Source organism: Hornefia porci (genome assembly GCF_001940235.1).
GTDB classification, from domain to species: Bacteria; Bacillota; Clostridia; order Peptostreptococcales; family Anaerovoracaceae; genus Aminicella; species Aminicella porci.
Genome location: NZ_MJIE01000001.1, coordinates 2,364,556 through 2,390,475 on the forward strand (window position 1 = coordinate 2,364,556; position 25,920 = coordinate 2,390,475).

The following is a 25,920-nucleotide window of genomic DNA, read 5'->3' on the forward strand; positions in this document are numbered from 1 at the left end:
GCATAGCTGAGGACAGGAGTGTTTTTTTATGGAACGGGAATTTGGACTGGGCAGAGTACTGGAGCCGAAGGGAGTCTTTCCGCCTATCGCCTGGAGACTGGATACGGACCGGAAAATCCGGCGGGGAGAGGCGCGGATCCGACTCGAACTGATAAACATAGAGTGGGACAGTTTTCAGCAGATCTGCAGCAGCAGCGGTTATGCGGAGGACAAAATCCGGGCGCGCATCTTCGACATCGTGGAGAAGAGGGGCAAGCTGCAGAATCCGTTTACCCGTTCCGGCGGCGTGCTGATGGGAACTGTAGAGGAGGTGTCGCCTGACTTCGACGCAGGCGTTGCGATTCAGCCGGGTGACCGGATCTACTGTCTGACCTCGCTGACATCTCTTCCCCTTCACATCGACGAAATTACAGAAATCGACTTCGACTACGGACAGATCCGCTGCTCCGGCTACGGAATCATCTTTGAAACCTCGCCGGTATACCGGCCGCACAGACTTCTGAATCTGAGCGACAAAGCCATGCTGGCGGCCTTTGACGAGTCAGGCAGCATTTACGGCTCCTACATCGCCGCACAGGAGCAGGACTGCCGTACGGTGGCGATTCTGGGGAACAATCTCCATACGATGCTGCTGTACGCGGCGTCCATGCGGGAGGCCATCGGACCGGAATATCAGGTCATCGGAATCGTGGACGATTATTATAACGACAACATTTCCAGAGAGGAGATCGTCCGCGTGCTGACGCCACTGATTAAGGAAATTCATTTTGTGAACTTCAGCGAGCCGGTGAAAACCTACGAAACTCTGAAACAGGATCTGAAGATACGCAGCCCGATCGACATGGTGATCGTCACTGACGATATCGCAGGAACGGAAACGATGGCCGTAGAGCTGGTGAAAAACCGGGGAGCCATTTACTTTACTTCCTTTGACAGCAATTACAACATCGCGGCGCTCTGTGCGGAGGCCCTCGGAAAGATGGTAATCAGCTACGCCTTCGACCAGTTCATTGACGGGTTTCTGGACTTTTCCCGGCAGATTCTGTATGTGCTGGCGCCCAAGCTGGAGGAAATCGACGGAATGTACCGGAGTTATTCCGGAAGCCGGCACCAGGTGCAGAGCAGGGCGAAGAGTCGGGCCGTGGAGAACGCGGGACGGGACGACGGCTTCATTTATCAGGACATTGTGACCCGCAATATGGTAGAGGACGTTCTGAATATCGCCCATTACGACTGTAACGTGATCATTCAGGGAGAGACCGGCGTCGGAAAAGAGAAGGTGCTGGAGCTGATTCATCAGAACAGCGAGCGCTGTGCCAAGCCCTGCGTCCGGATTAACTGCGCCACGATTCAGGAGAATCTGGCGGAATCCGAATTCTTCGGGTACGAGTCCGGCGCGTTCACCGGGGCGCAGGCCGGAGGAAAAGCCGGATACTTCGAGGCGGCCAACGAGGGTATTCTGTTCCTGGATGAGATCGGAACTCTTTCCATGAACATGCAGTCCAAGCTGCTGCGGGTGCTCCAGGAAAACCAGTTCTACCGGGTGGGCGGAACGAAACAGATCAGCGTGAACGTGCGTGTGATCTGCGCCAACAACGTGCCGCTGCGTCAACTGGTGGATCAGGGCAAATTCCGTGAAGACCTGTACTACCGGCTGAATATCTGCACCATCGAGGTTCCGCCGCTGCGGGAACGGCGGGCGGACATCCTCGTGATGGCGGAATTCTTTGTGGAGAAATGCAACAAGCGGTACGGAACGGCCAAGGAACTTTCCCCCGGGGCGCTGAACCGGCTGTACGACTACTACTGGCCCGGTAATGTCCGGGAACTGGAGAACGTGGTGCACCGTCTGGTGATCAGTACCAGAGGTAATGTCATCGGCGACGAGGATGTGGATGCGCTTCTGAATGAAAGCGCCTACGGCGATCTGGTCCGGAGTATCCGCAAGACCTACGACCGGAACGACCGGCTGGATTTCCATCAGATCATGGAGCAGCAGGAAAAGCGTTTAATCGAATACGCACTGAAGAAAGAGAAGACCACGCGCAAGGCGGCGGATCTGCTGGGACTTCCCCAGACGACGCTGGCGCGAAAGAAACTGAAATACGGGCTGTAGCAGGCCGGAGGAAATCGATGAGAAGAGAATCTCTGATTTACAGAGCATTGAACAAAGCCTTGCTGGATCGGGCGTTTCTGAAGGAGACAGGGATGACCCGCAGGGAGATGGAAAGAAAAATCGCGTCGGCAGGTCTGTGGGAGATGGCGCAGGAGCTGTCGGATCTTCTGCTGAAGAACCCGCGGTTTGACTCCCGGGAGGTGGTGAAGGTCGCCGCGGAATATTTCGGCACGCTGAACGAGGAGCCTCCCGAGGGATGGCTGTCCTGGTGCTTCAGGGATATCCTCCACCAGCTTTTCGAGACGATGCCGGAGCCGGAGCGCCGGATGGTTTATGAGGAGGGGAGCGTGCTGCTCCTCCAGATTCTGAGGGGTCTGTACGCCTATGAGGAGGAGAATCTTCCCTTTGATCCGACCCGCAGCATGGTGTTTCTGACAGACGACGAAATTGAAGAGGGCGGCTATACGCGGGAATACATCAAGCTTCATCATCTGGTGAAGCATCGCTATTTTTACGAGTTCATGCGTATCGGCACGGACATCACGCCGTTCAACACCCTGGGTCACATCGGCGGCGTGCACTATGTCGCAATGCATGTGGCCCGCCAGCTTGCGGAGGCCGGAGCCCCTGTGGATCTGGGCATCGTATCCGGCGCGGCGGCGGGGCACGATATCGGAAAATACGGCTGCCGCAAAAGCGAGGAACGGCGCATCCCGTATCTCCACTACTATTACACGGACCGGTGCTACGACCGGTTCGGAATGCCGACCATCGGCCATATCGCAGCCAATCATTCAACCTGGGATCTGGAGCTGGAGAATCTGTCCGCGGAATCCCTGATCCTGATTTATGCGGATTTCCGGGTAAAGAGCTGCCGGGACGGGAACGGCAGGGAGCGTGTCTGTTTCTATACGCTGGCGGACGCCTTCGATGTGATCCTGAACAAGCTGGATAATGTGGACGAGACAAAGAAACAGCGGTATCAGAGGGTGTACGACAAGCTGGCGGACTTCGAGGACTATATGAAGGAACGGGGAGTGGACGTTGTCCTGCCGGAGATCCCGTCCCGCTATCCTGCTCACTGCGGGAAACCCCGGAAACAGGAGATGGTGCTGCTGGAGGGCGAAGAGGTTATCGAGCAGCTCCGGTACAAGGCCATCGACCACAACATCCGTCTGATGAGCCGTTTTCATGTGGACGCTGAATTCGGAAACCTGATTGAGGCGGCCCGCAGCGAACAGAACTGGAAGAACATCCGGACCTACGTGAGCATTCTCGGAGAATACTCCACCTACATGACCGAGCGTCAGAAGCTGATGACCATCCGTTTTCTGTACGAGCTGCTGGCTCATAAGGAGGGTGATATCCGGAGCCAGGCGGCGGAGCTTCTGGGACAGATTGTAGGAACATTCAACGAGGAATACAAAAAAGAACTGCCGGAGGGTGAATCCCTCCCAGACAAGGCCGTGACGAACCTCACTTTGTTCGCGGAGTATCTCGAAAAGATCATCGAGCCTGACTATAAGCTGACGGATCAGCATAAGAAGTGGATCCGCAACAGCCTGAACAGCTTCGCGGCCTCGGTGCTCCGCTTCTGCAAGCCCAGCTGCCTGTACAACTACATGAACATCCTGATCGGCTATTACCGGAGAACGGATTATGATGAGGAAATCACCATGATCCTGCTGAAAACCGTTATGGAGCTGAGGGAGGAGGAGTGCTCCCGGCAGGAAATCGCGATTCTGGACGAGTTCATCCGCAGTGCCGGCGAGAGTGGAACGGAGAAGCTGGCTGTCGCCGCGGTTCATGCGGACAGCGCGCTGCACGGACGGGGTGTGGGCCGGGAGCATGTGGAGCATCTGAAAAGAGTCGTCGGGATCACCGAGGAGCAGTCCTTCACGGAGCGCATGAGCAATATGTTCCTGGATGACCTGAAGGCCGGAACGCCCTGGGTTGTCAAGGTGGCCAACATCGAGATGATGATCGATTACGTGATACGGCCGGAGAACAAAGGCGAAATTCTCCATGTGGCGACGCATCTCTCCAACCTGATTAAGGTCAGTGAGACGGTGACGGTGCGGAGGACCGCAGGGCGCGGGCTGCTCACGATTGTGGATCGGATGAGCCCGGAGCAGCGGAATGAGCTTTCGGTGGAGCTGTTCAACGGACTGGAAATCGGCGACTATCAGTTTTCCAAGTATATTCCGGATTATCTGGGAAATGTGGTGCTCCGCCTGCCGCCTCAGGAACTGGATGAGTTCATCAACACGCTGGAACGCGTCGTCGGAACGGGGAACGACAAGCTGATCTCTGCGACCATCAACACCATCGGAGTGATTCTGGAGAACTACAGGGAATACAGAGCCCGCTTCCGCGAGCCGGAGAAGGACTGGAACCGGCGGCGCATCCGTCTGCTGTACATGCTGATAAGAGGGTACGCCAACTACGATAAGCTGGCGAGCCGCGAGGCCTTCTGGGTCATGGGGAAATACCTCTTCGGGAGCACGGAGATGTCTCTCGACGAGAAGGACGAGCTGTTTCTGCACTGCCACAAAAAACTCCTGGCGCTGCTGCATGAGAAAACCGAGGACGCTCTGGAATTCTATAACAACGCAGCTGTGCTGAACAGCCTCTACCGGTACATCTGCGAGCACCGGGCGCAGAGGGGGGGATTCCGCTTCCCGGCCCGGCGGAAGGTCGCGTTTTATCCCGGCACCTTCGACCCGTTCAGTCTGGGACACAAGGCGGTGGCCAGAACTATTCGTGATATGGGGTTCGATGTGTACCTGGCGCTGGATGAGTTTTCCTGGTCCAAGAACACGCAGCCGCGGCTCCAGCGCCGCAAGATCATGAATATGTCGGTGGCGGATGAAGAGGGGATCTATCCGTTCCCGGACGATTTTTCCGTGAACATCGCGAACAATGACGATGTGCGGAGACTGAAGCAGGCCTTTGAGGGACGGGAGCTTTACATCGCGGTGGGATCCGACGTGGTCCGCCACGCCTCCTGCTACAGGAAGACGCCGGCGGAGGATTCCATCCACGGGATGAATCATATCGTCTTCGCCAGAGAATCCAAGGAGCAGGAACGCGGACCGCAGGACGCCAGGATCTATCCGATTACCGGAAAGGTGATCACGCTGACCCTGAAAAAGTATTACGAGGACATCAGCTCCACCAGGATTCGCGAGAATATTGACCTTAACCGGGATATTTCCAATCTCATCGATCCGGTGGCGCAGAACTATATCTATGAGAGAAGCCTGTATCTGCGGGAGCCTGCGTACAAGCACGTGCTGCAGGCCAGAGAAATCAGCATCAGCTCATATAACCGCCAGTCTCCGGAGACGCTTGAGCCGATCCGCAGAGATCTGGAGGGAATGGGATATGACTTCGGGAAAATCGCGGAATATCTGGAACGGGAGGAGACCCGGGGGCTTTATATCGAATCCGCGGGCCGCAGCAGGCGGTGTGTCGCGTATGCGGCGGCTCACCGGCTGGAAACCAATCAGCTGCTGAGGGAATTCGGCGACCTGAAGATCGCCTCGCATATCCGGGAGGCCGCGGCGGGCGGCATCGCAGCGATCGGGTTTTTGTACACAAAAAAGAGCCGGAGCATCTCCAACATCAGCCAGATTGTGCTGACGGAAATTCTGACGGAGCTGATCTCCCGGGATTTTGCCTATGCGGTATATCATCCTGTGGACGCCGCCGGGATGAACCCGAGAATCATCGACGCTCTGAAGAAGCAGGGGTTTGTGAACATCGCGGAGGGACGCGGCGGAAAGCCTGTCTATGCGGTGGACATGCGTTCCCCCATCGTGATTTTCCGGGATGTGGAGACGATGATCAAGAACCCTCTGAACAAGCGGTCTGCCGTGCTCCGGGCGATTGACGAGGCCCACGGAAATCTGCTGAGGGTGATGACGGAGATTCATCCGGGGCAGCTGGTGCTTTCCTTTAACACCAGCGCGGTGCACAACAAAATCATCCGGAGGGTGGCGGAGATTAACGGAGTCCCTCCGGTGCACGACAAGAGCGGGCTGCGGGGACCGTATATGACCGTACCCTTCGGAAAGGCGCTGGCTGACGTGCTTGTGCCGAACACTGTGACCAAGGTGCTGCACACGGAAAAGTATTTCAACTCGGATCTGGACGGCTTCACGATCCGGGAGTCCCGATATTACTCGCCGCTGGATTCTCAGGCGAGAGCCATCCGGTCCTTTGACCGGCCGGTGATTCTCATCGATGATCTCCTGCACAAAGGATACCGGATGAACATCATTGACCCGATTCTGAAGAAGAATGAGGTGGACGTCCGGAAGATCGTGGTGGGAGTCATGACCGGAAACGCAAGAGACGCCATGGAGGTGCGGGGACGCGAGGTGGAGAGCGCATATTTCCTGCCGACGCTGAAGATCTGGCTGAATGAGCGGGACTGCTATCCCTTTATCGGCGGGGACAGTCTGACGCCGGCGAACGACAAGGACGGGCTCAGGAGCGGTTCAATCAATCTGATCATGCCTTATACCACGCCGGTGTTTATCGCGGACGGAAATGTCAGCGAAATTTTCAGGTATTCCATGACGTGTCTGGAAAACGCCCGGAATATCTGGCAGGTCATTGAAAAGGAATATCAGTCAATTTATGAACGGAAGCTGACGCTGAAGAGAATCGGCGAGGTGATCACCTATCCGCGAATCCCGGAGATGGGAACCGGAATCGAACTGGACGGAAACCTGGCGCCGACCGCCTTTATCGATAACGCGATCGCCCGGCTGATCCGGCTGAAATGGGGGAAGAAAAAGGCATGAGAAAAATAAGCGAGATTCTGGGGGAGCAGGGACTGGACGCCGGCGCGGTTTCCGGTCTGGATCCCCGGAGAGGAAAGAAAAAGCTGCGGCTGAATATCATCGCCCTCGGCGATGTGGGAACCACCATGCTCATCGGGCTTCGTCTGCTGGGCGGAGATGTGCTGGAGAGCATCGGAATCTGCGATCTGAATGAAGCCAATCTGGCCCGTCTGGAGATGGAAATGAATCAGATCCGGTATCCGGGGCCGGAGGAAGCCCGCACCGCGGAGGAGACCGCGGAAGGAATCCGGGCGTCTGAGGAGCATGCTGAATCAGGGGCTGCTGCATACCCCACGCTCCCGCCGGTCCGGGTCGTTCCTCAGGAGCGGGTCTGTGACTGTGACGTTCTGGTCTTCTGTGCCAGCAGGGGAGTTCCGGCGATCGGCGCGGAGGGCGATGTGCGGATGGCGCAGCTTGAGGCGAACCGCACTCTGGTACGGCATTACGGAGCAATGGCCGGAGAAGTGGATTTTTCAGGGCTCGTAGCGGTGGTGTCGGATCCTGTGGATCCCCTCGCGAAGGTCTTTGTACGGAGCTCAGGCCTGGACGCCCGGCAGTTCCGCGGCTACGGCCTCGGCGTGATGAACGCCCGGGCGGCGTACTACGCGGAGCGGGACGACCGCTTTTCCGCCTATCTGACAGAGGGACGGGCCTTTGGTCCCCACGGACAGGATCTGGTCATCGCGAACAGCATCGAACACTATGACGACGGGCTGTCCCGGGAGCTGACCGATCTGACGGTGAACGCGAATCAGATTGTGCGGCGGATGGGATATAAACCGTACATTGCGCCGGCTCTCTCCTCGGCGGCGATTTCAATTCTGCTGACGCTGCGGGGACAGTGGCATTACAGCTCTCTCTGGTTCGGGAACAGAGACGGAGACGGCGCGTTCCTCGGAATTCGCAACCGGCTGACCGGCCGCGGAAATGAGTTCGAGGATCTTGCGGTAGAGGATGTTCTGTATGAACGGATCCGCAGCGCGTATATGCACCTGCGGGAACTGGAATAGGAAAGAAATGAGGCGAAGAGATGTTGACGGTTCTGAAGATCGGATGGGAGGAAGGCGGAAACACGCGGCGCATCGATTATGTGCTGAACCGCGCCCTGCGGGAAATCCCCGCGGAGGAATTTCGCGGATGCGAGGCGTTTACCGGAGCGCTTGAGAAGAAGCGCTGGCACGGCGGTCCCCTGCTCATCGCCGTATGTCTTCCGCATTGCGGCGTATGTCTGGACGCGCAGAGACTGATCGGCTGGCTGAATGAGAACCGGGACAGTCTGCGGGGGACGACGGCGGGTATCCTGATCGACGGAAAGGGCGAACTGTATACCAAGAATCTGGCGCGGCAGGTGGTGTTCTCTGCGAACAGGGCCGGCGCGGCGTTTCCCGGCAAAGCGCTGGTGGAAGCCACCGGAGACATGTATAATTTCAACGTGATAAGTAAAATCAGTCAGGTGGGGCACTATGAAGCCTACGCCCGCAGTGTGGAAAATCTGGTGCATAAGCTTCTGTCCTTCCGGATGCCGTTCGTTCCGCGGCCGGAGGTTCTGGCGGTACACGCCAGCAACAGCACCACCTCCAATTCCCTTCTTCTGTGGGAAATGATCCGGCAGGGCATCGGAGGCCGCTGCAATATCACGGAAATCTCTCTGCGCAACGGAACCGTGGTGGACTGCAGCGGATGCAGCTACGAGACCTGTGTCCACTTCGGCGAGCAGGGGGACTGCCTGTACGGCGGCGTCATGGTGGAGCAGGTGTATCCCGCCATCCTGCGCTGCGACACTCTGGTCATGATCTGCCCCAACTACAACGATGCGGTCAGCGCCAACATCACCGCCTTTATCAACCGGCTGACGGCACTGTTCCGCACCAACGACTTTTCCGGGAAAAAGGTGTATGCGCTGGTCGTTTCCGGATACAGCGGCGGCGACATCGTGGCGGAACAGATTATCGGCGCGATGTGCTTCAACAAAAGCTTTATTCTGCCCGGCAACTTCGCGCTGGTGGAGACTGCCAACGATCCCGGAAGCATTCTGGAGAGACTGCGCATCCAGAAGCGCGCGGCGGAGATGGCGGCCAGAATCTGCGGAAAAGAAAAAGCGGCAGATCAGAATCTGTCGCTGTAATTAATCATCCCCCGGAGGAACCCTCCCCGGGATTTTTTTCTGTCCTTTTCGCCGAAAAGGTTTTCGTAATAGTAAATGCCGCCGTCGAACCCGTTCTCCGTGGCGTTCAGCAGGGCGCAGGAGCCGGTGGTTCCGTCCCGGGGAAAGGTCAGGCTTCCCGGATTAACCATCAGAACGCCGCCGATATCCTCGAATACCGGAACGTGAGTATGCCCGCAGCACGCGGCTCGGCAGCCGTTTTCCTGCGCCAGATAGCGAAGAGCGGACATGTCGTAATCGACTCCTTCCATATGCCCGTGCGTAATCAGAATATTTCCGGCGGGAGACGGAACGACCCGGAAATCCCGCTTCCGGCAGCCGTCGCAGTTCCCGGCGACGGAAACCGCCGGCACGGCCAGCCGCTCTCCGATGATTTCTCCGTCCCGAAGGTGATCTCCGCAGTGGAGAATCATATCGATCGGCTTTCCGTCGGTGGTCATTTCAGACAGGCGGTCAAACATGTCGTAGACCCTTTCCAGATGTCCGTGTGTATCGCTTATTACAAAAAAATTCATAGTCTGCTCCTTTTCCGGTTTCTCATTGTATCACAAAAACGTGAAAAGTCATAGAGGGATATAAAAAGTCACTGCGGGGCCGGAAGGACTGTGGCAAAGACTGTTTTTTTGTGGTAGAATAACCGTGAATACATAATATTGAAGAGAGGTAGCAAATTGAAAGAGCGCTTCGACGAAAAAAATCTGAAGCTTGGGGCGACGCTGTTCCTGACGGCGGTGGCGATCATTCTGTTTTACTTTATACTGCAGAATATGTCCCACATCTCATCGGCCATCGGCACGCTGGTCAATATTCTGAAGCCGTTCATTTACGGCCTTGTCATGGCGTATCTTTTGTGCCCGGTATTCAATCTGGTCACCAGAAGAACCTACCACAGGCTGGAGAACCGATGCAAAAACAAAAGAAAAGCCTTCATCTTCGCGAAGGTCATGGGAACCACTGCGGCGCTGGCCGTTCTGATCGCCGTGTTCGCGGCGGTGGCGGCGCTTCTGGTTCCTCAGATTGTGAAGAGCATCGTGGCGCTGGTGACGGTGATGCCGGATCGGGTTCAGGATTTCAGCCAGTGGGTGACGAAGCTGCTGGCGGGAAGCCGATATGAAGCGCTGTCGGATTCCCTGACCAATACGGTGAACCATGCTTCTGAATATCTGATGAAATTCATCCAGAAGAGAGTTATGCCGAACGTGGGCGGATACGTGGAAATGATTTCCCAGGGACTGTATATGACAATCAAGACATTCCTGAACATCCTGATCGGAATCATCGTCGCCGTATACTTCCTGAACAGCAAAGAAAAATTCAAGGCGGAGGCCTGCAAAATCATCTACGCGGCGTTCCGGCGGGACAGAGCGGAGGAAATCTTTGAATTCGGCAACTTTACCAACAGAACCTTCGGCGGATTCATCAACGGCAAGATCATCGATTCACTGATTATCGGGATTATCTGCTTCGTGCTGATGGAGATTCTGGGGCTGCCTTATGTGGCGCTGTGCTCCACCATCGTGGGAGTGACGAACATCATTCCGTTCTTCGGTCCGTTTATCGGTGCGATTCCGTCGGCCATCATCATCTGCGTCATCGATCCGATCAAGGCCGGGGAATTTCTGATTATGATCTTCGCGCTGCAGCAGTTCGACGGAAACATTCTGGGACCGAAAATTCTGGGCGGAACCACGGGGCTGTCCAGCTTCTGGGTCATGTTCGCCATCATTCTGGGCGGCGGGCTGTTCGGATTCCTGGGGATGATTCTGGGCGTTCCGGTGTTCGCCATCATTTATCACTATTTCAAGCGCTATACGGAAAAACGGCTGAGACGGAAGGGGCTCGCTGCGGAAACAAAGGATTATCAGGAATTTAATAAATATGACATCGATCGAAGGGATATTTTATGAGAAAGCTTTATGATGTTGATATGAGAGAATATACGACGTTCCGGGCCGGGGGGAGAGCCGCGGAGCTTGTGATCTGCGATACAGCTGAGGAGCTCGCGGAGACGGTTCTGGCTCTGAAAAGGGAGCAGAAGCCCTGCGTCATGCTCGGAAACGGCTCGAACACGCTGTTCACGGACGGGGGGTACAAAGGAACCGTGATCCGCCTCGGCGGAGACTTCCGCAGTGTCGCTGTTCACGGGACCTCCGTGGTCTGTGGCGCCGACGTGCCGGTTTCCGCGGCGGCGAAGGCGGCCCTCGCGGCGGATCTGACAGGATTCGAGTTCGCCAGCGGGATTCCGGGAAGCATCGGCGGAGCGCTGTTCATGGACGCCGGCGCCTACGGCGGAGAAATGAAGGATGTGGTGACGGAGGCGCAGGTTCTGCGCGTCGAAACGGGACAGATTGACACCGTCGCCGTTTCAGAGATGGAGCTGTCCTATCGCCGCAGTATTTTTCAGACCTCCGGGGATATCATCCTTTCGGTGACGCTGGAACTGAAGCCGGGTGATCACGACGCCATCGCGGCAGAGATGAACGAGCTTACCCGCAGGCGGAACGCAAAGCAGCCGGTGCAGTATCCCAGTGCCGGAAGCTTCTTCAAGCGGCCGGAGGGCTATTTCGCCGGAAAACTGATTCAGGATGCGGGGCTCAAGGGACTGTCAGTGGGCGGAGCGCAGATTTCCGAGCAGCACTGCGGATTCATCATCAACAAAGGAGACGCCACGGCTGACGACATCATCCGTCTGATGCACCTGGTGCAGAACACGGTAAAGGATAAGTTCGGCGTCACACTGGAACCGGAGGTTCGCATCATTGGAGACTGATTTCAGCAGATACAGAATGACTTTTGATTTTCATACCCATACTGTGTACTCGCCCGGAACCTTCCGGCCGCACGGGAAGGGTACCATGGAGGAAAATGTGCGGGCGGCAGTGGAGAAGGGACTGGACGCCGTTGCGATTTCCGATCACGGTCCGGGTCACCTGTTCTACGGCGAGGACCGGAATAAGCTTCCGGAGATGCGGGAGGAGATCCGGCGCCTGCAGGAGAAATATCCTCAGATCCGCATCTTTCTCAGCGTCGAGGCGAATGTGATACAGAATCACGGAAACTGCCTGGACGTGCAGCCGGAGGAGTTCAGCCGGTATGACTTTGTTCTCGCGGGATATCATTTCGGCACACTTCATGCGCACATGCTGGGAAACTGGATGGACAGCCGCGGGATCCGGCTCCCGGGAACGCGGCGGGCTCTTACGCGGGCCAATACCGCCATGAACATCGCGGCGGTCCGCAGCAACAATCTCAGGATGCTGACACACCCGGGGGACAAAGGAAGGGTCGATATGGCCGCGCTGGCGCGGGCCTGTGCGGAGACGGACACCTGGATGGAGATCAGCACCTGGCACAGCCATCTGACGGTTGAGGAGATCCGGATCGCGATGAAGGAGGACGTGAAATTCGTCATCAGCAGCGACGCCCATACGCCGGACCGGGTCGGAAGCTTTGAGGGCGGACTGGCGAGAGCCTTCGAGGCGGGACTCCCGACGGAACGGATCGTGAACATAGAGGAGAGATAGCTCATGAGTAAAGAAGAGAAAATGAAGGTAGTCATCATATCCGGACTTTCCGGCGCGGGAAAGACCCACGCTGCGGACTGGTTTGAGGATCACGGATACTACTGTATTGACAATATGCCTCCGGCGCTGATCAAGAGCTTTCTGGATCTCGCCATGTTCCGGACAATCCGGATGACGAAGGCGGCCTTTGTTGTAGACATCCGCAGCGATGAATTCTTCAGCGGACTGAATGAAACCATCGACTATCTCAGGATGCGGGAGGACATCGAATTCAGCATTCTGTTCATCGAGGCCTCGGACTCCACGCTGATCCGGCGGTACAACGAGACACGGCGGAATCATCCTTTGTCCACGGGAAGGACAAGCAAGGAAGTGATTGAAAAGGAGCGGAGCATGCTGGCGGATCTCCGGGCAAGGGCCAATCATGTCCTGGACACCACCAACCTGAAGGTCGCGCAGTTCAATCTGGAGATGAGCAAACTCTACAATCCCGACGGCGACCTCAGCAGTGCCTTTGCGATTAACGTGATCTCCTTCGGCTTTAAATACGGCATCCCCCAGGAGACCGACATGGTGTTCGACGTGCGGTTCATCCCGAATCCCTATTATGTGGAGAGCCTGAAGCATCTCACCGGCAACAACAAAAAAGTGCAGCGTTACGTGCTGCGCCACGAGATCGCTCAGAAATTCATCGAGCAGCTCACCGTGATGATCGATACCATCGTTCCCTGCTACGTGAAGGAGGGGAAGAATCATCTGAATATCGCCTTCGGATGCACCGGAGGGCAGCACCGCTCGGTGACGCTCGCCAACGAGATGGCGAGAATCTTCCGTGAGGAAGGTTATCGTGTTACACTTGAACACCGGGAGCTTTAGTGATAGAATATGTGTGTAGAACCAATCAACCAAATCATATTTTATTGTTAAAGGAGTAATCAGTTATGGAAAAGTTAATCATCAGTGCCTGTATCTGCGGCGCGGAAGTTACGAAGGAACAGAATCCGAACGTGCCTTATACGGTGGAGGAGATCGTCAGAGAGGCCAAGTCGGCTTATGATGCCGGCGCTGCGCTGATTCATCTTCACGTCAGAGAGGATGACGGAACTCCGACGCAGAGCAAGGAGCGTTTCCAGGTCTGCGTGGACGCGATCCGCAAGGAATGTCCGGACGCTATCATTCAGCCGTCCACCGGCGGAGCGGTAGGCATGACCGACCTGGAGAGACTGGAATCCACTGAGATCACGCCGACGCCCGAGATGGCGACGCTGGACTGCGGCACATGCAACTTCGGCGGAGACGATATCTTCGTCAACACCAACACCACGATTGAAAACTTCGCGAAGATCCTGAAGGAGAGAGGGATCAAGCCGGAACTGGAGGTGTTCGACAAGGGCATGATCGACCTGGCGATGAAGGTTGCGGACCGCAAGGGACTTCTGGTTCACCCGCTGCACTGGGACTTCGTGCTGGGCGTGCAGATGAACGCGACCATTGAGGATCTGGTGATCATGAAGAATGCCATTCCGGCAGGATCCACCTGGACTGCGACCGGAATCGGCAAGACCGCGTGGGATATCGCGGCGGGGACCATCGCCATGGGCGGACACGTCAGAGTCGGATTCGAGGACAATCTGTACCTGGAGAAGGGCGTTCTGGCCAAGAGCAACGGCGAGATGGTCGCCAAGGCTGTGGAAATCGCGAAGCTTCTGGGAAGACCTATCGCGACGCCGGCAGAGGCAAGGGAGATCCTGAGCCTGCCGCCGCTGAAATAATCATAGCAGACACGAGGGCAGCCGGTTCGGCTGCCCGATTTTTTTTTCAGGAGAGCAGGAAATGTCGTTTTCATCGGAAACAAAGAATGAGCTGGCGCGTATAGAGCCGGAGCGCAAGTGCTGCCAGCTGGCGGAAATCGCGGGATTTCTCCGCGTGTCCGGCAGTATCCGGCTGACGGGCGGCGGGAAATTTCAGATTGTCGTCACCACTGACAGCCCGGCAGTAGCCCGGCACTATAAAAAAATGCTTCAGGAGTATTTCCGTATTGAGGCGGAGTTGCTGATCGGTGAAGCCGCGGCGCTGAAAAAGGGACACACCTATATGCTGACGATCGATCCTGAGATGCGCAGTGAATCGATTCTCCGCGAAACCGGAATCCTGCTGGTCCGCGAAGGGAACAACTATATCAGTGACGGGATCTATGACGGAATCGTGAAGACCCGGTGCTGCCGGAAGGCGTACCTGAGGGGGATCTTCCTGGGAACCGGAAGCGTGAATTCTCCGGAGAAGGGCTACCATCTGGAGTTTGTCTGCGGCAGTGAAAATCTCGCCAGGGATTTGCGGCGGCTGATTAACACCTTTGACGATCTGTCCGCCAAAATCACGCAGAGAAAGGACCGGTATGTGGTCTACATGAAAAACTCGCAGTACATCAGCGACACGTTGGCGATTATGGGCGCTCATTCCAAGGTTCTGGAATATGAGGATGTGAAGATAAAAAAGGAGCTGGTGAATCAGGCGGTGCGGATGACGAACTGCGACACGGCCAATACGGACCGGACGCTGGACGCCTCTCAGCGGCAGCTTGAAGCGATCCGCCGTATCGAGAGAACCGGCGGTCTGGACGCGCTGCCCCCCAAGCTGCGGGAACTGGCGCTTCTGCGGCAGTATAATCCGGAAGCGAGTCTGACCCAGCTGGGGGAAATGATGAGCCCGCCGCTGAAAAAATCCGGCGTGAATAACCGGATGAAGAGGATTCTCGATTTCGCCGCAAAGCTGTAGGCCGGCGTGCCGGCCCGGCGGTTTCTGCGGCCGGACTCGCACCGTGCAAACGGCCGGTGACGGCGCCTCGTGTTCGCACCGTGCAAATGGCCGGTGGCGGCCGGCCCGGGCTTACTGCCCGGCGCTACTCCGGGTCGAAAAGTCTGCGGATGCAGCGGAAAAGGTAGGGCTTGTATTCGCTCAGGGTTACAGGCTCACCGTTGAGGATCACGCTGTAGCAGGTGGAGCCGACCAGCTCTATGGTGGTGAAAATGGCGAGCTCCATCTCTCTGGTGGGCTGTACATTGTCCTCCTCCAGCAGCTGCCGGATGAAGTCCCGGAAGCTCAGCGGCGCGCTGTTCTCGCCCGCCGGCTGATAAAGATTCGAACGGGTGAAGAGCCCCCAGGACAGGTTCTTGGCGATGAAACGCAGCAGGGCGATATCACGGGACAGACAGGTGATCACATAATCCACGATGTAGATTAATTTGTCGAGGGGGGACATCTCCCGGGGCGCATGCTCCAGCTCCGCAAGCGCTGCAGTCAGAAGCTCCGAAGACTTCGCGATGATCAGAGCGTTGCGTATGTCCTCCTTGTCTCTGAACCACAGATAGAAGGTTCCTTTGGCAACTCCGGCGCGGAGAGCAATGGCCATGATGGTGGTCTTATGAAAGCCCACCGTGGTAAACAGATCATAGGCACTGTTCATCAGCGCCGTTTTTTTCTGCTGTTTTTTTTCTTCAACTCTGCCCATCTTATTTTCTCCTTATCCGAATGAGACGGCCGTCTGTAGCGATGCAGCGCGTTTTGCCGGAATCCGCCGACTGTATGCCGTGCGCCTCGGTTCTGCGTTTTTTGTCGACGACATGTGACCGGCCGTCTGCCTGCCGTCCGACGCGGCGCTTTTTTCGGATTCCGCCGCCTTCTCTTAATATGATAGTAACATCGAATTGACTTTTGGTCAAGTTAATCGAAGAAAACTCATGCGATGCGTATATACGCTGGAAACACAGCGCTACGACAGATTTGCGATATTGTATAAAAAAAGAATATGGACAATTATTGACTAACGGTCAATAATGTGGTAATGTGTTCTGTGAAATGAGGGAGAAGACCTTTGTAGTATTATTTGGAGGACAGAATGAAATTCGGACGTGGATTTGGCAAGAAAGTGGTAAAGTACAGGATCGTGATCCTGGTGGTGAGCCTGCTGCTTCTGATTCCGTCGGTGTTCGGGTATCTCAACACGCATATCAATTACGACATGCTGACATACCTTCCGGATACCATGGAAACCATGAAGGGACAGGATCTTCTGCTGAAGGACTTCCATAAAGGAGGTTTCACCATCGTCGTTACGGAGAACATGAGCAAGAGCGATGTGAGCCGTATGGCGAAAAAGTACAAGACAATCAAGCATGTGGATTCAGTGGTCAATCTGCAGGACGTTATCGATCCGTCGGTGCCCCGCAGTATGTATCCGAAACAGGTGAGAGAGAACTTTGACAACGAGGACGCTTCCATGATCGTGGTGTTCTTTAACCGCTCCACCTCGGACGAGGGCTCGCTGAACGCCATCAAGGAGATCCGGAAGGTCAGCACCAAGCAGTGCTACGTGTCCGGCATGAGCGCCTGCGTGCAGGATCTGAAGGCTCTGTGCGAGCAGGAGGAAGCCAAGTATGTGTTTATCGCGGTAATCCTTTCGCTGATCGCGATGATGCTTCTGCTGGATTCCTATCTGGCGCCGTTCCTGTTCCTGGCAAGCATCGGCATGGCGATCATGTACAACCTCGGGTCGAACATTTTCATGGGGGAGATATCCTATGTAACAAAGGCTATCGCGGCGGTGCTGCAGCTGGGCGTTACAATGGATTATTCCATTTTCCTCTGGCACAGCTATGAAGAACGGCTGGACAAGGGAGAAGAGGATCTGAAGGCTATGGCCAACGCCATCGACGATACGCTGGTTTCGGTGGCCGGAAGCTCCATCACCACCATCGCCGGATTCCTGGCACTGTGCTTCATGACTTATACGATGGGCCGGGATCTTGGAATCGTAATGGCGAAGGGCGTTATCTTCGGCGTGCTGGCCAGCGTTACGGTTCTGCCGTCTCTGATGATGCTTTTCAACAGACTGCTGAAAAAGACGAGGCACCGCGGACTGATTCCGAACACGGAGAAACTGGCCCACGGACTGACCGCCCGTTACGGGGTATATATCCTGATTTTCTGCATACTGCTGTTCCCGGCGATTTACGGCTACAATCATGACAATACCGTCTATGATTTCGCCAAGATCCTGAACGGAAGCCAGGGACTCTCGGAGAAACAGGCCCCCTTCCTGAAGGCGAATGACAAGCTGGAGGAGGATTTCCACATCGGCACGACGCACATGGTTATCGCGGACGCGAATCTCTCATCCGAGAAGGGCTATGCGATGAGCAAGGATATGGAGAATGTCAAGGGCGTTGAAAACGTACTGGGACTGGACGCCTTCACCGGCACCGCCGTTCCGAAGGAGATTCTGCCCAACGAGATTACCAATGCGATGATTGCCAAGGACCATCAGCTGATTATGGTCAACTCCAACTATAAAGTCTCGACGGATGCGTGTAATACACAGATCAAGACGCTGAAGAAGGTGGTCGCCAAGTACGATCCCACAGCCAAGGTCATCGGCGAGGGACCGGCGACCATGGATCTGATCAACCTGACCGCCAAGGATTTCCGTGTGGTGAACATCATATCCATCGCCGCGGTGTTCCTGATCATCCTCATCGTGTTGCGATCCGTGACCCTGCCGTTCATTCTGGTGGCGGTCATCGAGTTCGCGATTTACGTGAACCTGGGAATTTCAGGATTCACCGGCCTGGAGCTGGCGTTCATCGTTCCGGTCTGCATCAGCACGATTCAGCTGGGCTCTACGGTCGATTACGCGATTCTGACATCCACCCGGTACAAGACGGAGCGGCTGGCCGGCAAGGCCAAGCGGGACGCGATTATGATCGCCTCCTCCACGTCGATGCCGTCTGTAATCACCAGCGCGGTGGGATTCTTCACCGCAACCTTCGGCGTATCGCTGTATTCCGATATCGGCGTCATCAGCGTCCTCTGCGGACTGATGGCCCGGGGCGCGATTATCAGTATGCTGACCGTAATCTTCATCCTGCCGTCCATGCTCATGGCGTTTGACAAGCTCATCTGCAGGACGACCGGCGGGCTGAGAGATATTTACAAAAAAGAGAAGAAGCAGGCCGCTCAGGGGGCCTGAGCACAAAGAACAAGTACGGAGAGGTTTCCTCGCGGAGCCCGGCGGGTTTTCTTTGTAACCGCCGCCGCAGAGGAACTCAAAGGTATAAAAAGTAAGTATTATTGGAGGAGTAAGTAAAATGAAAGGGAAAGGAATCACAGAGAAAAGCAGGCTCACCGCCGCACTGGCGGTAACGCTGATCGTCGCAGTCGTCTGCTTCTTCAGCCTGAACAGTTTCTCCTTTGGCGCGACCTCGGAAAAGAGCGGCAAGAGCAGCTCGGACAAGGTTTCGACAACGGACAGTTCCGGCGGAAACGACGGAAAAGAGACGGTTTACATCATGCAGAAGGCTGACGGGAATGAGTATAAACGCGTGGTCAGCGACGAGGGCAACCTGAAGTACAAAGGCTATGACGACGCGCAGTTGCCGGTCACCATGAAGGTGTCCTACACGCTGGACGGCAAAGCCATCTCTCCTGCCGACCTTGCGGGGGAAAGCGGCCATGTGAAAATTCACATCACATATACGAATAACATCAAAAGGGATAATGTCTACGTGCCGTTCGCGGTCATGACGGCATTTATCTTTGACAACGATGATTTCTCCAATGTGTCCGTCGATAACGGCAAGGTGATCGACGACGGAACCAGAAACACGGTGGTCGGATACGCCCTTCCGGGGCTGAGCGAGAGCCTGAGCCTGAATCTGTCGGAGCTGGATTCCGGTGCGAAGGACATCGATATTCCGGAGAGCGTCACGATAGAGTGCGATACCACAAAGTATAATGTGGAGAATGCTTATTCTGTAGTCACTGATGAAATGTTCCAGGATATCGATATGTCCGACGTCAACAACGCTTCGGATCTGAAGGATAAAATGGACGAGGTGAAGAGTGCCGCGAAGAAACTGGCGAATGGAACGAGCCAGCTTTCGAACGGCGCGGACAAGGTCGCTTCAGGAGCAGGAAAGCTTTCTGCGGCCAGCAAGACCATCAGAAACGGCGCTAAGGGAGTGGCGAACGGAACAAAACAGCTCCAGTCCGGCACGCCGGCACTGACCGGCGGAATCAGCAAGCTGGCCGCCGGCTCCAAGAAGGTCTCGGACGGCAACGCGGCTCTGCTTGCAGGACTGCAGAAGATGTACGGCACCGCACCGAAAAAGGCGGATCTCAGCGACGGCAGCGGCACACTGAAGCTGGTCGCCGGAGCGAAGGTCCTGAATTCTGAGGTGCAGGCTCTGAACCTGTCGAAGGTTTCGCTGACCGAGGAGCAGAAGACGAAAATTCAGACTGCGGCAGCATCCTCGGCCAAGGATTCCGGAGCGGCGACGCAGCTGTCCTCCGGAATCGGAGCCGGCGTTGCAGGTAAGCTGAAGTCCACGATCAGTTCGGATTCTACGAAGTCCGCGACAGCGTCCAAGGTGCTTGCAGATGGGGACATTCAGAAGGCTGTCAAAGCACTTGAAGCAGCGGGATATACAGAAGACCAGGCGAAAGCTGTTTTCAGCGGTGTTGTTTCAACGACGCTGGACGGCGCGGCGTCACAGATAAGCGCTGACACAGTCACGAGCAGCATTTCAGGCAATGTGGAAACTGCTGTGCAGCAGGTGGCCGGAGCAGCGGCCGTCAGCGGCGCGCAGGGGGTTGTGGATGAGACGAATAAGACGATTGCGGGCTACTCCGGAAAGATCACCGCGTTGAAATCCGCAACCAAACAGTTGCAGGAAGGTACTGAGGAGGTCAATGTCGGTCTTGCCGGAAAAGACGGCAAGGGGGAAGGCGAAGACAATCTGATCGGCGCGGCCAAGGAACTGACTGCCGGATCCTCTAAGGTTTACAGCGGAATCACCGCTCTGCAGGGCGGAAGCACAGAGTTGGTCAGCGGCGTGAACAAGCTGGCGTCCGGCTCCATGCAGTTGTACAACGGCACAGTGACCTTCAGCAGCAAGGAGGCTGAGCTGGCCTCCGGTGCGGCAGCGCTGGCGAAAGGCGCGAAGACTCTGGATAAGAGCGTTGACAGTGCTATGAACAAAGCAAAGAGCGAGATTGACAAGCTGAGCGCCAGCAATCTGCTGGACGTGGTGGACAACGCCAAGGCCATCCAGAAGGCTGCGCAGAACTACAACAGCTTCGGCAATACAAAAACTTACAAATCAGTAACCTTCATCTACAAGATGGATGAAGTTTCTCCCAAATAATACTAACTAAATGGAAAATCTCCGGCGTTCAGTACGTCGGGGATTTTTCATTTGGTTGAGTTTCGCTTCTGAAGAAAGAGAGAGGCCGCAAAGCATCGGATTCAGGATTTCTTTGTGCCTTACCCCTGTGTTCCCCGACGCAGCGCAGACCGCGCAGAAATACAATGTGTAAAAGACAGGTTAAAATATTGTATAAATTTTTTAATTCACGTGTACAAAAACAGAGTTTGGTGTATATTATAAACAAGGAGAGGTGTACTAACAGTGTGAAGCAGAATATATTCGTTGTTTCGTGGAATTTGAACAGGAGGGTAGTTATGCAGCAGTTACCATTTAAATTCCGGATTGTAGAGTATGCCGTCAGTCTGGGCAGACCGCTGACATCCATCGATGTCTGCAGAGGTCTGAAGAATGAGTATCAGGAAAAACAGTGTAACGCGAGGAACATCGAGGACATCATGCAGACGCTGCAGAAGACCGGCATCCTGACGGGGGTGGATCAATATTTCGACAGAGAAGGACGGATCAGAACCCGGTATGCGGTTACTGATCAGGGCAGAGCCTATTACATGGGCACGCCGCAGGAGTCCTGAAAATTCAAGCTTTGTGAAGGGAACTGCTGAACGCCGGCAGTTCTCTTTTTTTTGTGCGCCAGACACCGGTGTCTTCTGAAAGGTGAAAACTGCACTTTTAAATAAAGCGAATGGTAAGCTGGAAACAACGAAGTTCAAGGCGGTAGAACGTCTACAAGTCAACAAGTATCTGGTTACACAAATGTTGATCCATGGTAGAAAAATTCCTCTTCGGCAATCCCGATAATAGAATTATTAAAAAAATAGAAATAAAGAAAAATTTCTTGGAATAATATTTTTGATATGATAGACTGCTGTTATAAGAGAATGTTGCTTGCAGAATAATGAGGATTGTGTAAAAGGTATCTTTGTTGAGTTATGTGAGGAGGGGGCGTGTTTTGGAATTTTCTTTTTCGCCGGGAATAGCAGATTTTGTTGCATTACTAATCGTCTTGATGCCGTCATTCGTAGGTGTTATGGCCGTGGTTTTTATCAGGAAAATATACAGGACATTGCAGATGATAGTTGAGAAAGAGGAGAAATTAAACTATGAAAACTTTAAAAAGATTTTTTGTTCAAAACTTCGCTAAACAGATGGCAGTCATGTGAAATTTATAAGCAGTAAGGGAATGATTTACAGAACAGGAAGGTGTCGGGATGCTGGCATATAATATTTATCTTTTTGTTATGCAGATGATTGTTCGTTTTGTGCCGTTGGTTTGCATCATCATCGTGTGCATTTATATCTATCGAATCATTCTGCTTTTAAGGAATAACAAAATTGACAGCAAAGATGATTTTTAATATCGCAGAAGCTTCCCTCACATTGTAATGCAAGGAACATTGAGGCTGTCATTAGGGAACTGCTGAACGCCGGCAGTTCTCTTTTTTTTGTTCCGGCCTCGCGGTTCCCGTACAGAATTGAAAAAATGTACATATATTTGTTGCTGAACAACAAATCACATGGGGTGATTTGTTCTTGACAAACTAATAACTATCGTTGATTCCTGGCGGGAAATAAAGTATACTATAGATTAAGAATTGTGCGCATTTTATTTTGTTAAAGGAAGACGTGTTAAAGAATTTTATGAAAGGGAGGTGAGCAGCGTGTTCGTCGAGGAACTCTCGAAGATAAAAGAGTGTGAAGACCGGGCGGATCAGGTGCAGCGGGACGCGCGCACGGAGGCTCGGAAACGAATCGAAGACGCAGAAGCGGAAGCCGGAAGGATCGCAGAGGAGGCGCAGACTAAAGCGAAGGATATCTACGACGCCTTTATGAAGGAAGGACAGGAGGAATCGGACCAGAAGTACGCCGCCGCCATGAAGCAGGCAGAAACGGACAGTACACGGCTGGTCGAAGCGGCGAAGAAGAATGAAGAAAAAGCTATCGGTCTGATAGTAGAAAGGATTGTGAGCACCAGTGTCAATCGCTAAAATGGAAAAAGTGGCTGTCATTGGCCTTGACACGGTGAAGGAAGAGCTGATTTCCAGACTGATGGATCTGGGAATGGTGGAGATAACGGATCAGTCGGCACGGCTGGCGGAGGAAGACTGGGTCGGTCTGGGTGTCCGGGACGGAAATGAAGATGAGGTCGCCGCACTGGACGCGGAGATCAACCGGGTCGATACAGCGATCGAGCTTCTTGAGAAGTACAGTACCGCCAGGTCACCTCTGTTCTTTACAAGAAAAGCCATGAAGAAGTCGGAGTTCGAAAGGATCATGAAGGACAAGGACCGGATCTCGCAGAATGTCGACTATATCATGGGACTGAACGAGAGGCTCCATTCCTGCAGGGAAATCATCAACAAGAGGAATTCAGAGCTCGCCTCATTAACGCCGTGGGTCAACTACGATCTGCCGCTGGAGATCAGCGAGACGCAGTGCACCAGAATCGATCTGGGCGTTGTGCCGTCTACCGTCGATATCGACGGACTCCGGAAGGCGATCGGGGAAGACAGCGAATACGTGTCCCTGCACGAAATCAACAGGGACAAGGATATGATCTACCTGGTAATCATATCGCTGAAGGAGGACCAGGACGCTATCATTGCGCGGCTCAAGCAATGGGGATATTCACCGGTGCCGTTCCGGGAATTCCGGGGTACGGTGACGGAAAACACAGAGCGGATCACCCGGGAGGTTGCCGAGACCAGAGGACAGGTCGCCGAGATTGAAGCGGAGATCACCGCCCACGACGATATGCGGTTCGGTATGCAGTGCCTGCAGGACCGGCTGGTCATGCAGCGCGATCATGAGAAGGTGAAATCCCGGCTGCTGAAGACAAAGCGGACCTTCAATCTGGAGGGATGGGTTCCCGCCGAATGCAGGAAATCCGTGGAGCGGGTCCTGGAAGAGAAGGGATGCTGCTACGAATACCGCGATCCGGAAGAGAACGAGGAGGTTCCGGTTCTGATCCACAACACCAGGTTCGGAACGCCCTTCTCCGCGATTACGGAAATGTATTCTCTGCCGGATTACAGAGGGTTCGATCCGACGGATATCTTTGCGATTTTTTACGCGCTGTTCTTCGGACTGATGCTGTCAGATGCGGGCTACGGCCTGGTCATGACCATCTTCTGCGCGGTGGTGCTGCACAAATATGATCTGGAGGGAATGACCCTCAGGATGATCAGGATGTTCTTATACTGCGGCATTGCAACCGTATTCTGGGGAGCGCTGTTCGGAGGATGGTTCGGAGATTTCCTGCCGACCTTCACGCAGACGGTGTTCGGTCATAAGGTCCCGCTGGATCCGATCTGGTTCAATCCTATCGAGGATCCGACGAAGCTGCTGATTTTCTCGCTGCTGTTCGGCGTGGTGCATCTGTTCATCGGTATGGGAATCAACGCGTACATGATGATACGGAGAGGTCACCTGTTCGACGCGTTCTGCGACGTGTTCGCCTGGTATATGATCATCGCCGGAGCCGGTTTCTGGCTGGCCGGAGGATCGATTTCCGCGGCGCTCGTCACTCCGGGGAAATGGGTGTTCATCGCAGGCTGTGTGATCGTTCTGCTGACCGGCGGCCGGGAGAAGAAGGGCGTCGGCAAGGTGATCGGAGGTCTGGGCGCGCTGTACGGCATCACCAGCTATATTTCCGATATCCTGTCCTACGCCAGACTTCTGGCACTGGGACTTGCCACCGGCGTAATCGCCAATGTGGTCAACCTGCTGGGCTCCATGCTGGGAACCGGCTTCAAGGGCTGCATCGCCATGATTATCGTCGGAGTCATCGGACACGTGTTCAATATGGCGATCAACGCTCTGGGATCCTTTGTACACGCCAGCAGACTGCAGTACATTGAGTTCTTTGGAAAATTCTATGAGGACGGCGGAGAACCCTTCGACCCGTTCCGTAAAAATACAAAATATGTCAGATTAGTAAATGATACAGACGGAGGTATGAAATGATTACAGGTAACGTATGGGCATTGATTGGTGCCGCAGTGGCAGCGCTGGCAGGTATCGGGAGCGCGATGGGTGTTGGTATCGCAGGACAGGCTGCGGCAGGAGTACTGGCGGAGGATCCGAAAAAATTCGGTAAGACGCTGATTCTGCAGGCGCTTCCGGGCACACAGGGAATCTACGGTCTGCTGATGGCCTTCCTGATTTTCATCCGCATCGGACTTCTGGGCGGTGGAATGCAGGATCTTTCGCTGTCTCAGGGACTCTTTGTATTCGCGTCCGCGCTTCCTGTAGGGCTGATCGGAATCTGGTCCGGTATCGCACAGGGCAAAGCCGCCGCGGCGGGCATCATGCTGCTGGGCAAGAGACCTGATCAGATGGCGAAGGGAATCATTTATGCCGCGATGGTGGAAACCTATGCGATTTTCGGATTGCTGGTATCCATCCTGATGCTGTTCAACCTTGGAATTTAGTGATTGACAGGAAGTGACAAAATGGGCATAGAGAAGATTACATCAAAGATCATGAGTGAAGCGGAAACCGTTGCGGGCTCCATTCTCAGCGAAGCCGATTCCGGCAGTGATGCAATCATCGCGGAGGCCAGGGAGAAGGCGGAGGCCGTCGTTTCCGAAGCGCGGGAACGGGGCGCTGCGGACAAAGTCAGGACGGTGAACCGCCGGGAGGCGGTGGCGGCCATAGACGGACGCAAGCTGATTCTGGCAAGGAAGCAGGAGATGATCGCGGGATGCTTCGACGGAGCCATCGGACAGCTCGCTTCCATGGACAAAGAAAAGTACGTGGAGTTTCTGGCCGGCATCGTGAAGAGCACCGGGAGCGCCGGCGGCGAGCTCGTCTTCAATGAGAAGGACGCCGCAGAGATCGGGCCGCTGCTTGCAGAGAAACTGAACCGTGAAACAGAGGGAGGCGCGTTTTCCGTGTCGGACGAAACGGAGTCGATCCGGGGCGGCGTGCTCCTGAAAAACGGACAGGTATACGTCAGCGGCAGCATCGAATCCCTGGTGGACGAGGTGAAGGGCGAGCTGACAGCGGAAGTTGCAAAGGTGCTGTTTGGCGAATAGGAGCG

19 protein-coding genes are annotated in these 25,920 nt (G+C 54.9%); 17 read left to right on the plus strand and 2 right to left on the minus strand.

What is annotated here, in order from left to right:
* The first annotated feature begins 28 nt into the window (after window positions 1-28).
* The 4 genes from BHK98_RS13855 to BHK98_RS10930 are packed head-to-tail and all read left to right on the plus strand — an operon-like array spanning window position 29 to window position 9,094.
* Complete coding sequence (locus BHK98_RS13855; protein WP_075714213.1) at window positions 29-2,116, plus strand: sigma-54 interaction domain-containing protein; 2,088 nt, start codon at window positions 29-31, stop codon at window positions 2,114-2,116.
* 17 nt (window positions 2,117-2,133) lie between these two features.
* Window positions 2,134-6,930 carry a nicotinate-nicotinamide nucleotide adenylyltransferase gene (locus BHK98_RS10920; RefSeq protein ID WP_075714215.1) on the plus strand — a complete coding sequence of 1,599 codons (4,797 nt, stop codon included), beginning with the start codon at window positions 2,134-2,136 and terminating at the stop codon, window positions 6,928-6,930.
* Window positions 6,927-7,979, plus strand: a complete 1,053-nt coding sequence (locus BHK98_RS10925) for a Rossmann-fold NAD(P)-binding domain-containing protein (protein WP_075714217.1) — start codon at window positions 6,927-6,929, stop codon at window positions 7,977-7,979. Before BHK98_RS10920 ends, BHK98_RS10925 begins: the two co-directional genes overlap by 4 nt.
* A gap of 20 nt (window positions 7,980-7,999) precedes the next feature.
* The gene (locus tag BHK98_RS10930) at window positions 8,000-9,094 is read left to right on the plus strand and encodes a flavodoxin family protein (protein WP_075714219.1); all 1,095 of its coding nucleotides are present in this window, start codon (window positions 8,000-8,002) and stop codon (window positions 9,092-9,094) included.
* Here the strand turns inward: BHK98_RS10930 and BHK98_RS10935 are convergent.
* On the minus strand, window positions 9,076-9,648 hold the full coding sequence (locus tag BHK98_RS10935; protein WP_075714221.1) for a metallophosphoesterase family protein: 573 nt from the start codon (window positions 9,646-9,648) through the stop codon (window positions 9,076-9,078). The two genes, BHK98_RS10930 and BHK98_RS10935, sit on opposite strands and share 19 nt — an antisense overlap.
* Window positions 9,649-9,804: 156 nt before the next feature.
* Between BHK98_RS10935 and BHK98_RS10940 the strand changes: the two genes are divergently transcribed.
* From BHK98_RS10940 to whiA, 6 genes are all read left to right on the plus strand, one after another.
* Window positions 9,805-11,040 (plus strand): AI-2E family transporter, encoded by a 1,236-nt coding sequence (locus BHK98_RS10940; protein WP_075714223.1) that lies wholly within the window; start codon window positions 9,805-9,807, stop codon window positions 11,038-11,040.
* The gene (murB, locus tag BHK98_RS10945) at window positions 11,037-11,903 is read left to right on the plus strand and encodes a UDP-N-acetylmuramate dehydrogenase (protein WP_075714225.1); all 867 of its coding nucleotides are present in this window, start codon (window positions 11,037-11,039) and stop codon (window positions 11,901-11,903) included. Before BHK98_RS10940 ends, murB begins: the two co-directional genes overlap by 4 nt.
* A gap of 16 nt (window positions 11,904-11,919) precedes the next feature.
* Window positions 11,920-12,657, plus strand: a complete 738-nt coding sequence (locus tag BHK98_RS10950; protein WP_075715164.1) for a PHP domain-containing protein — start codon at window positions 11,920-11,922, stop codon at window positions 12,655-12,657.
* A 3-nt stretch (window positions 12,658-12,660) separates the two neighbouring features.
* A complete protein-coding gene (rapZ, locus tag BHK98_RS10955) occupies window positions 12,661-13,533 on the plus strand; it encodes an RNase adapter RapZ (protein WP_245796878.1) in 873 nt (290 codons plus the stop codon).
* A gap of 65 nt (window positions 13,534-13,598) precedes the next feature.
* The gene (gene kce / locus BHK98_RS10960; protein WP_075714227.1) at window positions 13,599-14,429 is read left to right on the plus strand and encodes a 3-keto-5-aminohexanoate cleavage enzyme; all 831 of its coding nucleotides are present in this window, start codon (window positions 13,599-13,601) and stop codon (window positions 14,427-14,429) included.
* A 61-nt stretch (window positions 14,430-14,490) separates the two neighbouring features.
* Window positions 14,491-15,432, plus strand: a complete 942-nt coding sequence (gene whiA, locus BHK98_RS10965; protein ID WP_075714229.1) for a DNA-binding protein WhiA — start codon at window positions 14,491-14,493, stop codon at window positions 15,430-15,432.
* Window positions 15,433-15,556: 124 nt separating this feature from the next.
* Here whiA and BHK98_RS10970 read toward each other — a convergent pair whose 3' ends face one another.
* Window positions 15,557-16,165 carry a TetR/AcrR family transcriptional regulator gene (locus BHK98_RS10970; RefSeq protein WP_075714231.1) on the minus strand — a complete coding sequence of 203 codons (609 nt, stop codon included), beginning with the start codon at window positions 16,163-16,165 and terminating at the stop codon, window positions 15,557-15,559.
* Window positions 16,166-16,552: 387 nt separating this feature from the next.
* On the opposite strand from BHK98_RS10970, the gene BHK98_RS10980 reads away from it, so the two are divergent.
* The 7 genes from BHK98_RS10980 to BHK98_RS11015 all read left to right on the plus strand — a co-directional run bounded on the left by BHK98_RS10980 (window position 16,553) and on the right by BHK98_RS11015 (window position 25,915).
* Window positions 16,553-18,682, plus strand: a complete 2,130-nt coding sequence (locus tag BHK98_RS10980; protein ID WP_075714235.1) for an efflux RND transporter permease subunit — start codon at window positions 16,553-16,555, stop codon at window positions 18,680-18,682.
* Window positions 18,683-18,800: 118 nt separating this feature from the next.
* Complete coding sequence (locus tag BHK98_RS10985) at window positions 18,801-20,858, plus strand: YhgE/Pip domain-containing protein (RefSeq protein WP_075714237.1); 2,058 nt, start codon at window positions 18,801-18,803, stop codon at window positions 20,856-20,858.
* A gap of 317 nt (window positions 20,859-21,175) precedes the next feature.
* Window positions 21,176-21,451 (plus strand): hypothetical protein, encoded by a 276-nt coding sequence (locus BHK98_RS10990; protein WP_075714239.1) that lies wholly within the window; start codon window positions 21,176-21,178, stop codon window positions 21,449-21,451.
* A gap of 1,086 nt (window positions 21,452-22,537) precedes the next feature.
* Window positions 22,538-22,864, plus strand: coding sequence for a V-type ATPase subunit subunit G family protein (locus BHK98_RS11000; RefSeq protein WP_075714243.1), 327 nt, complete (start codon window positions 22,538-22,540; stop codon window positions 22,862-22,864).
* Window positions 22,851-24,842 carry a V-type ATP synthase subunit I gene (locus BHK98_RS11005; RefSeq protein WP_075714244.1) on the plus strand — a complete coding sequence of 664 codons (1,992 nt, stop codon included), beginning with the start codon at window positions 22,851-22,853 and terminating at the stop codon, window positions 24,840-24,842. The genes BHK98_RS11000 and BHK98_RS11005 overlap by 14 nt, the downstream gene beginning before the upstream one ends.
* A complete protein-coding gene (locus BHK98_RS11010; RefSeq protein ID WP_075714246.1) occupies window positions 24,839-25,309 on the plus strand; it encodes a V-type ATP synthase subunit K in 471 nt (156 codons plus the stop codon). The genes BHK98_RS11005 and BHK98_RS11010 overlap by 4 nt, the downstream gene beginning before the upstream one ends.
* A 21-nt stretch (window positions 25,310-25,330) precedes the next feature.
* Entirely contained in the window at window positions 25,331-25,915 is a 585-nt protein-coding gene (locus BHK98_RS11015; RefSeq protein ID WP_075714248.1) for a V-type ATP synthase subunit E, read from the plus strand.
* Window positions 25,916-25,920 lie beyond the last annotated feature (5 nt).